This window comes from Actinocorallia populi, from assembly GCF_002995495.1.
GTDB lineage: Bacteria > Actinomycetota > Actinomycetes > Streptosporangiales > Streptosporangiaceae > Actinocorallia > Actinocorallia populi.
Genome location: NZ_PVZV01000007.1, coordinates 163,119 through 176,219 on the forward strand (window position 1 = coordinate 163,119; position 13,101 = coordinate 176,219).

Here is a 13,101-nt window from a genome sequence, read left to right on the forward strand (position 1 = left end):
GCCCGCGGGCGGCCCGGCTTCCTCCCTCTCATCGGACCGGCTCGAAAGACGAACCGCTCATGCTCCTGTACGTACTGCGCCGCCTGGGCACCGGAGTGGTGCTCGCGGTGCTGGTCACCCTGATCACCTTCCTCCTGCTGGCGCCCTCCTTCGACGGCGTCGTCGGCAACCGCCTCGGACCGGGCGCCACCCCCGAGGCCGTCCGGGCGCTCAAGGCCGAGCTGGGCTTCGACCGGCCGCTGCTCGTGCAGTACCTCGACTGGCTCGCGCACGCGGCGCGCGGCGACTTCGGGACCTCGCTGTTCACGGGCGAGCCCGTGGCGCACACGATCCTGCAGCGGTTCGGCGTGACGATGTCGATCGTGGTCGTCGCGCTGGGCGTCACGGTCGTGATCAGCGTGGTGCTCGGTGTCCTGGCCGCCTCGCGGGGCGGCGCGGTCGACCGGGCCACCCAGGGCGTCTCGCTGGCGGGCAACCTCTTCCCGAGCCTGCTGCTGGCGATCGTGCTGGTCTACGTGTTCGCCGTCGAGCTGGAGGTGCTGCCCGCCACCGGTTTCACGCCCTTGTCCGAGGACCCGCTCCAGTGGGCGCGGTCCATCGCCATCCCGGTGGCCGCTCTGGTGATCGCCGGGATCGCCGGGCTGACCGCGCAGGTGCGCGGCACCATGATCGACGAGCTGCGCAAGGACTACGTGCGCACCCTGCGCACCCGCGGGATCTCGACCCGTTCGGTGGTGCTGCGCCACGCCCTGCGCAACGCCGCCGGGCCGGCGCTGACCGTGCTGTCGTTCGAGTTCATCACCATGCTCGGCGGCGCGCTCATCATCGAGAGCATCTTCGCGATCGCGGGGTTCGGCGGGTACGCCTTCGAGTCCTCGCTGCAGGGAGACGTCCCCGCGATCATGGGCGTCACCGTGTTCGCCGTGCTCCTGGTGATCACCGTCAATCTCGCCGTCGACCTGGTGAACGGCTGGCTCAACCCGAAGGCGAGGATCTTTTGACCGCCGCAACCGCCCCCGCGACCGCCGTGCGCCGCAGGTCGGCGTTCCGCAGGCTGCTGAGAGACCCGCAGGCGGTCGTCACCGCGGGCGTGCTCCTGATCATCGTGGTGCTCGGCCTCCTCGCCCCGGTGCTGGCCTCGCACAGCCCCGACCACGCCTCGCTCGACCACATCGACGCGGGCGTGGGCACCGACGGCTATCCGCTGGGCGGCGACCGCAGCGGCCGCGACATCTGGGCGCGGCTGCTGCACTCGATCAACACCAGCACGGTCTCGGCGCTCATCGGCTCCAGCATCGCCCTGGTCATCGGCGTGACGGCCGGGCTGGTCGGCGGCTACTACGACCGCGCCCGCTCGATCACCGAGTGGGTGTTCAGCCTGGTCATGACGTTCCCGGGTCTGCTGCTGCTCATCGTGCTGATGCCGCTGACGGGTGGGGACTTCCGGGTCACGATGGCGATCTTCGGGGTGCTGCTGTCGCCGGGCATCTACCGGATCGTGCGCAACCAGGTGGTGGGGGTGAAGAAGGAGCTGTTCGTCGATGCCGCACGCGTCTCCGGGTTGGGCGACCGGCGGATCCTGGCCCGCCATGTGCTGTTCGCGGTGCGCGGGCCGGTGATCATCGCGGCGGCGTTCCTGTGCGGCTCGTCCATCGGGGTGCAGTCCGGGCTGGCGTTCCTGGGCGTGGGGCCTGCGACCGTCCCCAGCTTCGGGGCGATGATCTCCGAGGGCTTCCACAACCTCTACGTCTCCCCCCTGCAGTTCGTCTGGCCCAGTCTCGTGCTCGGCGCCCTCACCTCCTGCCTGGTGCTGTTCGGCAACGCGCTGCGCGACACCCTCGAAGGCGCGAAGCGCAAGCCCGCCAAGATCGCCGCTCCGAAGGCCGGGCCCGCGAGCCCCGCCAGTACCGCGCCGCCCGCGCTGCTGACGGTCGAGGACCTGACGATCGCCTACCCGACTCCCTCAGGCGGGTTGAAGGAGGTCGTCAGCGGGGTGAACCTGACTCTGGCGGCGGGTGAGACGCTCGGGCTGGTCGGCGAGTCCGGCTCCGGCAAGACCCAGACCGCCTTCGCGGCCTTGGGCGTGCTGCCTTCGGAGGCGGTCGTCACCCGCGGCTCGATCCGCCTGGACGGGCGCGAGCTGCTCGGGCTGAGCGAGCGGGAGCTGCGCAAGCTGCGCGGAAAGGCGATCGCCTACGTGCCGCAGGAGCCCATGTCCAACCTCGACGCGTCGTTCACGGTGGGCGCCCAGCTCGTCGAGGGCCTGCGCGCCGTCTCGGGGATCTCCCGCGGCGAGGCGAAGGAGCGGGTACTGGCCCTGCTCGAGCGGGTCGGCATCCCCGATCCGCAGCGCACCTTCGGCTGCTACCCCCACCAGATCTCCGGCGGCATGGCCCAGCGCGTGCTCATCGCCGGCGCCGTCGCCGGCCGCCCGAAGCTGCTGATCGCCGACGAGCCGACCACCGCACTCGATGTCACCGTGCAGGCCGAGATCCTCGACCTGCTGCGCGACCTGCAGGAAGAACTCGACATGGCGGTCCTGCTGGTCACCCACGACTTCGGGGTCGTGGCCGACGTCTGCGCCCGCGTCGCCGTCATGCGCACCGGCGAGATCGTCGAGACCGGAACCGCGGAGAAGATCTTCGGCGGGGCCGAACACGACTACACCCGGATGCTGCTGGACTCCATCCTCGACGAGAACACCGTGCGGACCGATCCCCCGGCCACCGCCGGACGGGCCTTCGGAAAGGCGACGGCATGACGACCGCACCCCTGCTCGACGTGAGCGGCCTGCGCGTGGCCTTCCCCGGACGCGGATGGCGCGCCGAGCCCGTCGAGGTCCTGCACGGTGTCGATCTGACGGTCGGCTCGGGCGAGGCCCACGGCCTGGTGGGTGAGTCCGGGTCGGGCAAGACGACCATCGGCCGGGCCGTCCTCGGCCTGGTCAAGACCACCGCAGGGACCATCTCGTTCGGCGGCCGCGACATCACCCGTGCGTCGGGCAGGGCCCGCCGGGCCCTGTCCCGCGACATCCAGGTCGTCTTCCAGGACCCCTACACCTCCCTCAACCCGTCCCTGACGATCGGCGACATCCTCGCCGAGCCCCTCGTCGTCCACGGTTCCGCCCCCGCCGACGCCCGCAGGCGGGTCCGCGAGCTGCTCGACCGGGTCGGGCTGCCCGCGGACGCGGCCGAGCGGCTGCCCCGTGAGTTCAGCGGCGGCCAGCGCCAGCGCGTGGCGATCGCGCGCGCCCTGGCTCCGGAGCCGAGGCTGATCGTCTGCGACGAGCCGGTCTCCGCACTCGACCTGTCGACCCAGGCCCGCGTCCTGGACCTCCTGCTGGACCTCCAGCGCCGCACGGGGGTGGCCTACCTGTTCATCTCCCACGACCTGTCCGTGGTGCGCCACATGTGCCATCGCGTCAGCGTCATCCACCGCGGCGACATCGTCGAGACCGGTCCCGCGGCGGCCGTCACCTCGGCTCCCCGGCACCCCTACACCCGGCGTCTCATGCTCGCCTCGCCCGTCGCCGACCCCGTCGTGCAGGCCGGGCGGCGCGAGGAACGCCGCCGCCTGGCCGAGGCCGAACGGGCCGCCCCGCCCGCGTGAGCGGCGGCGGTCACACCTGCCGGCAGGGGATGCCGAGGAGGTCGGCGGCGGCGCGGTAGTCGGCGGCGTGGTGGCCCACGGACAGGGACCAGTGGTGTCCCACGCCGGTGGCGCTCCACGCGTCGACCCACTCGCCGGGGTCGCGGCCGAAGTCGACGCGGCTGGTGGTGTTGCCGATCTCCAGGAGGGGGCCGGGCACGACGGTGCCCTCGGAGGCGATGAAGGACAGGGTGCCGTCGGCGTCCTGGCCGAGGCCCAGGACGGTGACGGGGCCGTGCCTGACGTCGAACTCGACGCTGACGCCCCAGCCGCGCTTGCCGTGGTAGACGCCCAGGCCGCGCAGGAGCGGGTCGCGGGCGCTGACGGCCAGGTGGGCCGGGCCGTCGTGGCCCATCTCCACGACCCCGGCCTCGAAGTCCAGGGCCTGGATCTCGGTGAAGGAGCCGCCCGCGCCGACGGCCTGGGAGGCCAGCTGGGCGACGGTGGTGCGCAGCTCGTACTCGCCCGTCGCCGGGACTCCGCGGGCGGTGAGCAGGGACGCGCCGAGGATCATGCCGGCGCCGAGCCGTTCGTGCTGCTCGCCGTCCAGGCCGCGGTGGTAGTAGGCCAGGGTGTCGAGCCCGAAGTCCTCGACGAGGCGGTCCAGGGCGACCGAGACGGCCGCGCCCCAGGCGAAGTCCTCCTCGACGACGGTGTCGTCGAGGGTGAAGATCTGGCGGGCGAGGTCCATGCGGGCGCGCGTCTCGGCGTCGGTGACCTTCTCGACGCGGTGGCGCAGGTCGTCGAACTCCACGACCTCCACGTGCGAGCCGAAGGTGGAGGGCAGCAGGGTCAGGTCGGTGGAGACGTCGAGCATGCCCGGGTAGAGGTGGCCCATGAGGCCGTGGCGGGCGTGGCGCAGCGCGGCGCGCACGTGCGCGGCCTTGATCCACCGGCCGATCCGCTCCCACGCCGACTCCTGGCGCAGCCATCCGGAGACCGACCGGAACGGGATGCCCGCCCGCCGGAACACGTTGCCGACCTCCGGGACGGGGCACTGGCCGCAGTAGGCGAGCCACGCGCCGGTGTCGAAGGAGGCGTGGTCCATCTTCTCCGTGGGCTGCAGGTCGATGACCAGGACCGGGGTGTGGGAGCGCTGCGCGATCGGCAGGACCATGGAGGAGGTCAGGTAGGTCGTGAGGAACAGCACGATGAGGTCGCAGTCGGCCTGCCGGAGCTTCTCGGCCGCGGCCGCGCCCTCCTGTGCGTCGGAGATGAAGCCGACGTCGGTGACCTCGGCGTCCATCTGCTGGAACCTCTCGGCGACGTAGCGCGCGCTCTCCTGCAGCTGGGGCAGCAGGCCGGGGAACTGCGGCCAGTAGGTGCCGAGCCCGCCGGCCACCAGGCCGATGCGCGTCTTGCGGCGCGTGACGGGGGCGAGCAGGTCCAGGACCGGTGTGCGGGGTCCGGTGGAGGTCATCGTCGAGATCCCTTCGTGCGGGAGGGCGGGGCGTGCGGGGTGCCGCGGCCGTACCGGTGCGACGATAAGACCTTATGAAACGTTTTACAAGCCCTCAGGGGCGCACACGCCATGCCCTGTCTTTAGGTGATGAATCCGGCGCACAGGGTGAAAAATCCTGCGAATGCGGCATCCGCTATTCGCACCCGGCCCCCAGGGAAATCCGCTTTGACCTGGTACGGGATCCGGCTTCCACGGGGGGCGGCCCCGATGTGTAACGTTTCATGCGAGGGTGGCCGCGAGTGTCAGGCCGTCTCCCGGACGACGAGCGACGACGCCAGGACACGGGCCTCGTGGACGTGGTCGGCCCCGGCCTCCACCTCGTCGAGCAGGAGCTCGATCGCGGCGGACCCGAGCTCCTCCACGGGCTGGCGGACCGTGGTGAGGGCCGCCAGGCCCGCGACGTCCAGGTCGCCGTACCCCACGACCCGGACGTCTCCCGGGACGGCCGCGCCGCGTTCGGCCAGGCCGCGGCAGAAACCGGCGGCCAGGAAGTCGTTGGTGCAGAAGGCGGCGTCCGGCAGCCGGTCCAGGCGCCGGGCGGCCTCCGCCCCGCACTCGATGGTCATGCTCTCCACGACGACCTGCTCCAGCACGGCGCCGCGAAAGCGCCGCGCCGCCTGGCGCGCCCCCTGGTGGCGGTCGGCGCACTGGCGGATCCCGCGGGGCCCGTTCACCACGAGGATGGACCTGGCGCCGCCCTCCAGCAGGTGCCGCACCGCGAGCGCCCCGCCGGCGACGTCGTCCACGGAGACCGAGCAGCCCTCCGCGGTGGGCCTGGCCCGGTCGGCCAGCACCAGCGGCACGCCGCGCCGCTCCAGCCGCTCCAGCCGCCCGGAGGCGGCGCCCAGGGGCACGACGACCGCTCCGCCCGCGCGCTGCTCGACGAGCATCGACAGGTATCCCTGCTCGCGTTCGGGGTCGTCGCCGCTGTGGCAGAGCGACAGCGCGTAGCCCTGCCGGTAGGCGGCGTCCGCGGCGCCCTTGGCGATGCGCGCGTAGAAGGAGTTCGCGATGTCCGGCAGGACCAGGCCGAGGGACCTGGCGTGGGCGGTCCGCAGGCCGGCGGCTCCGGGGTGGCGCACGTAGTCGAGTTCCGCGATGACGGACCTGACCTTCTCGACCGTCCGGGCGTTGACCCGCTCCGGGCGGTTCAGCACGTTCGAGACCGTCGCCACCGAGACCCCCGCGGCCGCGGCCACGTCCTGGATGCGCGCGGGACGGTCCATGTTCGCCGTCCTCCCGTCCGTGCCGCCTGCGATCGGGCCTCCGCCCGTGCCAGGGAATTCTAGTCGCCCACGGCGGGGGCGAAGGTCACCAGGAAGGCGCGCAGGCAGCCCGCCAGGTCGACGGTGTCGCGGTCGTAGAGCCACTGCGCCTGCAGGCCGTTGAGCAGGGAGATCGTCATGGTCGCCAGGGCGGCCGGGGCGACCGGTGAGCAAAGTTCGCCGCGTTCGGCCAGGGCGGTGAAGGCGGCCGTGTAGAACCGGCGGAGGTTGCGGTACCGCTCGGTGTAGTAGGCGTGGGCGGGGTGCTCCGGTGAGACGGCCTCGCCCGACATGACGCAGTGCAGTTCCAGCAGGCCGGGGCTTCGTTCGTTGTCGGCCGTCACCGCGAGCATGCCGCGCAGCACCTCCAGGGGGTGCTCGGCGGGGTCGAGGGCGTCGACGGCCTCCAGGAGGCGGGCGCTCTGCTCTCCGCGGAACTCCAGGACGGCGATGAGCAGGTCCTCCTTGCGGGGGAAGTGGTGCAGCAGGCCGGTGTAGCTGATGCCGGCGCGCTTGGCGATGTCCTTCATGGTGGCGCCGTGGAAGCCGGTCTGGGCGAACGCCTCGACGCAGGCCTCCAGGACCCGGCGCCGGACCGCCGCCGACTTCGCGTACGGACCACGACTCGTCTGAGATGCCACGGGACCATCCTGCCTCAACGGTTGAAATTAGTGTTGCAATACTGTTTTCATATCACCTGAGACGGCCGCCACGACCCCGCGGCCCACCCACGCCTCCAGCAAGGACCCGCCGATGACCCTTTCCGTTCCCGGTTTCCTGTGGGGCGCCTCGACCGCGCCGCACCAGATCGAGGGCAACAACCTCAACAGCGACTGGTGGGTGCGCGAGCAGCTGATGCCCGGCATGGAGCGCAGCGGCGACGCGGTCGACAGCTACCACCGCTACGCCGAGGACATGCGGCTGCTGGCCGAGGCCGGGCTGAACGCCTACCGCTTCGGCATCGAGTGGGCGCGCATCGAACCGGTCCCCGGCCACTTCTCAGGCGCCGAGCTCGCCCACTACCGGCGGATGATCGACACCGCGCTGGAGCTGGGCCTCGAGCCCGTCGTCACACTGCACCACTTCACCCACCCGCGCTGGTTCACCGAAAGCGGCGGCTGGATGGCCGACGAAGGGATCGAGCGGTTCGCCGGCTACGTCCGCAAGGCCGCGGAGATCCTCGACGGGGTCGAGTGGGTCTGCACGATCAACGAGCCGAACATGCTCGCCCTCATGGTCGGCATGGGCCGCGCGGCCAAGGCCGCGGCGGAGTCCGGCGAGGACGCCAGGAAGTGGATGAGCCCGACCGTCGAGGGAGCCGCCCGCCCCGTGCTGCCCGACCCCGACCCCGAGGTCGGCCGGCGCCTGGTCGAGGCCCACCGCGCCGCCCGCGCCGTCCTGCGCGAGCACACCGGCGCCAAGGTCGGCTGGACCGTCGCCAGCCAGGCACTGGTGGCCCGGCCCGGCTGCCGGGAACTGCTGGAGAAGATCCGCTACACCCGCGAGGACCTCTACCTCGACGCCGCCCGCGGCGACGAGTTCATCGGCGTGCAGTCCTACTCCAGCCAGGACGTGGACGAGAACGGCATCGTCCCCCACCCCCAGGGCCCCGACACCACCCTCACCGGCAACGCCTACCGCCCCGACGCCCTGGGCATCGCCGTACGCCACGCCTGGGAGCGCACCGGCCGCACCCCGGTCCTGGTGACCGAGAACGGCATCGCCACCGACGACGACACCCGCCGCATCGCCTACACCTCCCAAGCCCTCGAGCACCTGTCCGCCGCCATCGACGAGGGCGTCGACGTGCGCGGCTACCTGCACTGGAGCGCCCTGGACAACTTCGAATGGGGCCACTGGAAGCCCACCTTCGGCCTCATCGCCGTCGACCGCGAGACCTTCGAACGCCACCCCAAGCCGAGCCTGGCCTGGCTCGGCGACGTCGCCCGCCGCGGCCGCCTGTAGACCCGGCCCCAGCAAGGAGACACCTTGATCCGCACACCGCTGGCCGACTGGGAGTTCCGCCCCAAAGCCAACCGCTTCCTGGAGATGGGAGGCCGCGCCCAGCCCTTCAAGAAGGTGACGCTCCCCCACGACGCCATGCTGGAAGGCGTGCGCACGCCCGAGGCGGGCGGAGCGGGCGGCTTCTTCCCCGGCGGGGTCTACGAGTACCGCACGACGTTCGACGCTCCCGAGGCCCACCGCGGCAAGCAGGTGCTCCTGCACTTCGAGGGCGTCTACCGGGACGCGATGGTCTACCTCAACGGAGCCTTCGCCGGGCAGTGCCCGAACGGGTACGGCGAGTTCACCGTGCCCGCCGACGCGTTCCTGCGCTACGGGGAGGCCAACGAGATACGCGTGGAGTGCCGGGCGCACCAGGACTCCCGCTGGTACTCCGGGGCAGGGCTGCACCGGCCGGTCCACCTGGTCGTCGGCGGACCGGTGCGCGTCGCCTTCGAAGGGGTGCGGGTGAGCACCCCGGACGTGGACGCCGAACGAGCCGTCGTCGAGATCGCCACGATCGTGGAGAACACAGACCCCACCACCTCGACCGTGGAGGCGCTCACCGAGATCCGCGACCCCGCGGGAACGGTCGTGGCCTGCGACACCACCACCGTGACGGTCCTGCCCGGCGAACCCGCGACCGTCCGCCAGCGCCTGTACGTACGCCGACCCGCGCTGTGGAGCGTCGAGACACCCCACCTGTACACCGCCACCGTCACCCTCGCCGGCCTGGACAGCGAGCAGACCTCCTTCGGGATCCGCACCCTGCGGCTCGACCCGGAGCACGGCCTGCGCATCAACGGCGAGACGGTGAAGCTGCGCGGCGCCTGCGTCCACCACGACAACGGCGTCCTGGGCGCGGCGGCGATCGCACGCGCCGAGGAACGCCGGATCGAACTGCTCAAGGCCGCCGGGTTCAACGCCGTCCGCGCCTCCCACAACCCGCTGAGCCGCGCGATGCTGGAGGCCTGCGACCGCCTGGGCATGCTCGTCATGGACGAGGCCTTCGACATGTGGACGGCCGTCAAGTCCGACTTCGACTACGCCCTGTCCTTCCCGAAGTGGTGGGAGCACGACATCGAGGCGATGGTCGGCAAGGACTTCAACCACCCGAGCGTGATCTTCTACTCGATCGGCAACGAGATCCCCGAGGCCGCCACCCCCCACGGCGCCGCCCGGGCGCGCCGCATCGCCGAGAAGGTCCGCTCCCTCGACCCCACCAGGTTCGTCACCAACGCCACCAACGCCACCTTCGGCGTCATGCAGGAGGCCATGAAGATCGCCCGCGAGCGGGTGCGGGAGTCCGCCGAGACCATGGGCGTCAACACGATGATGGCCGTGATGGGCGACGTCCTGCACGAACTGGGCACCTCCGAACTCGTCACCGAGCAGACCCGTGAGCTCTTCTCGGCCCTGGACGTGGCCGGGATGAACTACCTCGACGTCCGCTACGAGGCCGACCGCGAACTCTTCCCGAACCGGATCATCGTCGGCTCCGAGACCCACCCGACCCGCATCGACACCCTGTGGCGGCTGGTGACCGGCAACAGCCACGTGATCGGCGACTTCACCTGGACGGGCTGGGACTACCTCGGCGAAGCCGGAATCGGCCGGATCGGCTACGCCGACGAGGACTCCGGCGGCCAGGGGATCGCCGGACCGTTCCCCTGGCTGACCGCCCGCACCGGCGACCTCGACATCACCGGACACCGCCGCGCCCCCTCCTACTACCGGGAGATCGTCTTCGGGCTGCGCACCGAGCCGTACCTCGCCGTGCACCGGCCGGACGACCACGGGCGAAAGACCGTCGCCGGGCCGTGGTCGTGGCCGGACGTGGTGTCCTCCTGGAGCTGGGGCGACCGCGAAGGCGCACCCGTCCAGGTGGACGTCTACAGCGCCGCCGACGAGGTGGAACTACTCCTGGACGGCGAGCCCCTCGGCCGCGCCCCGGCCGGTCCCGAGCACCGGTACCGGGCCGTGTTCGACACCCTCTACCGGCCCGGCGAGCTCGTCGCCGTCGCCTACGCCGGGGGCGTCGAGACCGGCCGCACCCGGCTGGCCTCCGCGACCGGCCCGGTAGTGCTGTCCGCCGAGGCCGACCGGCCGAAGATCACCGCCTCCCCCGGCGACCTGGCGTTCGTGTCGATCACGCTCACCGACGCCGCCGGCGCCCTCCACCACCTCGCCGACCGGGCCGTGACCGTCGCGGTCGAGGGGCCCGGCACGCTGGCGGGCCTGGGCAGCGCCCGCCCCGCCACCGAGGAGACCTTCACCCGAGGCACCCACACCACCTACGACGGCCGCGCCCTTGCGGTCGTGCGCCCCACCGGTCCGGGCGAGATCCAGCTGACCGTGTCCGCTCCGGAGTGCGAGAACGCCTCCCTCACCGTCGAGGTGTCCCATGACTGATATCGACCGGCTGGTCTCCAGGCTCACGCTCGAGCAGAAGGCCGCCCAGCTCGGCGGCCTCAGCCTGCCGAGCCTGATGGCCTTCGACCCGCGCACCGGACCCCGGCTGGAGACCGGGCGGCTCGCCGGGCTGTGCCCGCACGGCGTCGGGCACCTGTCCCTGGCGTGGTTCCTCGGCCAGGACGCCGACAGCCTGCGCGACGCGCTCACCCGGGTCCAGGAGGCCGTACGGGAGGCCTCGCCGTTCGGGATCGGCGGGCTGGTGCACTTCGAAGGGATCAACGGGTTCCTGCACGCGGCCGGGGAGCAGTTCCCCACCGCGTGGGCGCAGGCCGCGACCTGGGATCCGGAACTGGTGCGGCGCGCCTCCGCGGTCACCGCCGCGCACATGAGCGACATCGGCGTCCAGCTGCTCTTCTCCCCCGTCATGGACCTCAGCCGCGACCCCCGCTGGGGCCGGGTGCACGAGACCTACGGCGAGGACCCGGAACTGGCCGCGCGGTTGTCCGTCGCGTTCGTCCGGGGCGTCCAGGAAGGGACGGGACTGCTGGCCACCGGCAAACACTTCCTGGGCTTCGGCGCCTCAGAGGGCGGCCTGAACATGGCCGCCACCCAGCTGGGGCGGCGCACCCTCGTCGACGAGTACGCCGAGCCGTTCCGCCGCGCCATCGCCGAAGCCGGGCTGTCGGTCGTCATGAACTCCTACAACGAGATCGACGGGACGCCCGCGGCGGCCGACCACTGGCTGCTGACGGAGCTGCTGCGCGGCGAGCTCGGCTTCACCGGGATGGTCGTCAGCGACTACGAGTCGGTCGACATGCTGCGCACCCGCTACCGCACGGCGCAGACGCCGGGCGAGGCGGCGGCGCAGGCGCTCACGGCCGGGCTGGACGCCGAGCTGCCGCAGGCGCTGAACTTCCCCCACCTGGTGCAGGAGGTCGCGAGCGGCCGCCTGGACGAGCGGGTGCTCGACCGGGCGGCGGCCCGGGTCCTGGAGATCAAGGCCAGGGTCGGGCTGGTCCCCGGGTTCGGCGCGCCCGCCGCGCCCCGGCGGCGCCCGGACCGCGAGGAGGCCGCCGAGGTGCGGCGCGCGATCGCCGCCCGCGGCACGGTCCTCCTGGCCAACGACGGCATCCTGCCGCTGGCCCCCGGCCGGCACCGGATCGTGGTCACCGGACCCGCCGCCGACGAGCTGCGCGTCCACTTCGGCGCCTACACCTCGGTGGCCGCCGCCGAGATGCCGACCGCGGTCAAGGCGGTCCGGACGGGACGGATCCCCGGGATCGACCCGGCGGCCTTCGACGCGAAGGACATCGTCACCACTCCGCTGCCCGCCCTGGGGCCGGTCTTCGAGGACATGGCCCGCGCCCTGCACCCCACCGCCCGCACCGTCCTGCAGGCCCTGCGCGAGTTCGACCCGCGGATCGAGTACGCCCCGCTGGGCGGGTTCGACCGCGGCGGGCCGCTGGACGCCGCGGCGGTGGAGGCCGCCGTCGCCGGAGCCGACCTGGTCGTCGCCGCCGTCGGCGAGCGCACCGGGCGGGTGGGCGCCAACACCGCAGGCGAGGGCCGCTCCAGCGTCTCCCCGTCCCTGCCGGGCGACCAGGAGGAACTCCTCGGGCTGCTGGCCGCGACGGGCCTGCCGGTCGTCACCGTCGTGGTCTCGGGAAGACCGCTGCTGCTGGAACCGGTCGCCCGGGCGTCCAGCGCGCTGCTGCTCGCCCCGCTGCTCGGCGAGGCCGCCGGAGAGGCGATCGCCGCGGCGCTGTTCGGCACGGCCGACCCGAGCGGGAGGCTGCCCGCCTCCTTCCCCCGCCACCTCGGCCAGATCCCGATCTACCACGGCCACCGCCACGGCAGCGGCTACGACCATCCGACCGGAGACACCTACACCTACGTCGACCTGGACGACCAGAGCCCCCTGTTCGCCTTCGGCCACGGCCTGTCCTACACCGCCTTCGACCTGGAGTACACCGGCGAGGCCGAGGTGCGCGACGGCACGCTGCGGGCCCCCGTCCGGATCTCCAACACCGGACAGCGGGACGGCGAGACCGTCGTGCAGCTGTACGCCCGCGACGAGTACGCGAGCGTCGTCCGCCCGGTCAGGCAGCTCCTGCAGTTCCAGCGCGTCGCCCTGGCCGCCGGGCAGTCGGCCGACCTCGTCCTCGAAGCGCCGCTCGAGCGGCTGTGCCACACGCTGCCCGGCGGCCAGCGCGGGCTCGAGGCGGGCGACGTCACGCTCCTGGCCGGTTTCGCCAGCGCCGACATCCGATGCACCGCGACCGTCACGGTCGACGCGATCAACGCCTGAGA

9 protein-coding genes are annotated in these 13,101 nt (G+C 72.4%); 6 read left to right on the forward strand and 3 right to left on the reverse strand.

Annotation, left to right across the window (positions count from 1 at the left end; all coding sequences use genetic code 11):
• The first annotated feature begins 59 nt into the window (after positions 1-59).
• From C2865_RS27540 to C2865_RS27550, 3 genes are read left to right on the forward strand one after another with little or no spacing between them, the layout of a single operon-like run.
• Positions 60-1,001: an ABC transporter permease gene (locus tag C2865_RS27540; protein ID WP_106401500.1), complete on the forward strand. Its 942-nt coding sequence runs from the start codon at positions 60-62 to the stop codon at positions 999-1,001.
• Positions 998-2,761 (forward strand): dipeptide/oligopeptide/nickel ABC transporter permease/ATP-binding protein, encoded by a 1,764-nt coding sequence (locus tag C2865_RS27545; RefSeq protein ID WP_106401501.1) that lies wholly within the window; start codon positions 998-1,000, stop codon positions 2,759-2,761. Before C2865_RS27540 ends, C2865_RS27545 begins: the two co-directional genes overlap by 4 nt.
• Positions 2,758-3,609, forward strand: a complete 852-nt coding sequence (locus C2865_RS27550) for an ATP-binding cassette domain-containing protein (protein WP_106401502.1) — start codon at positions 2,758-2,760, stop codon at positions 3,607-3,609. The genes C2865_RS27545 and C2865_RS27550 overlap by 4 nt, the downstream gene beginning before the upstream one ends.
• A gap of 10 nt (positions 3,610-3,619) precedes the next feature.
• Here the strand turns inward: C2865_RS27550 and C2865_RS27555 are convergent, their stop codons facing one another.
• The 3 genes from C2865_RS27555 to C2865_RS27565 form a co-directional block, all read right to left on the reverse strand.
• A complete protein-coding gene (locus C2865_RS27555) occupies positions 3,620-5,068 on the reverse strand; it encodes an L-fucose/L-arabinose isomerase family protein (protein ID WP_106401503.1) in 1,449 nt (482 codons plus the stop codon).
• A 284-nt stretch (positions 5,069-5,352) separates the two neighbouring features.
• Positions 5,353-6,336, reverse strand: coding sequence for a LacI family DNA-binding transcriptional regulator (locus C2865_RS27560; protein ID WP_106401504.1), 984 nt, complete (start codon positions 6,334-6,336; stop codon positions 5,353-5,355).
• Positions 6,337-6,395: 59 nt separating this feature from the next.
• Positions 6,396-7,016: a TetR/AcrR family transcriptional regulator gene (locus C2865_RS27565; protein ID WP_198653651.1), complete on the reverse strand. Its 621-nt coding sequence runs from the start codon at positions 7,014-7,016 to the stop codon at positions 6,396-6,398.
• A gap of 112 nt (positions 7,017-7,128) precedes the next feature.
• On the opposite strand from C2865_RS27565, the gene C2865_RS27570 reads away from it, so the two are divergent.
• The 3 genes from C2865_RS27570 to C2865_RS27580 are packed head-to-tail and all read left to right on the forward strand — an operon-like array spanning position 7,129 to position 13,099.
• Positions 7,129-8,340 (forward strand): glycoside hydrolase family 1 protein, encoded by a 1,212-nt coding sequence (locus C2865_RS27570; RefSeq protein ID WP_106401506.1) that lies wholly within the window; start codon positions 7,129-7,131, stop codon positions 8,338-8,340.
• 24 nt (positions 8,341-8,364) lie between these two features.
• On the forward strand, positions 8,365-10,788 hold the full coding sequence (locus C2865_RS27575) for a glycoside hydrolase family 2 TIM barrel-domain containing protein (RefSeq protein WP_106401507.1): 2,424 nt from the start codon (positions 8,365-8,367) through the stop codon (positions 10,786-10,788).
• Positions 10,781-13,099 carry a beta-glucosidase family protein gene (locus tag C2865_RS27580; protein ID WP_106401508.1) on the forward strand — a complete coding sequence of 773 codons (2,319 nt, stop codon included), beginning with the start codon at positions 10,781-10,783 and terminating at the stop codon, positions 13,097-13,099. Before C2865_RS27575 ends, C2865_RS27580 begins: the two co-directional genes overlap by 8 nt.
• Positions 13,100-13,101 lie beyond the last annotated feature (2 nt).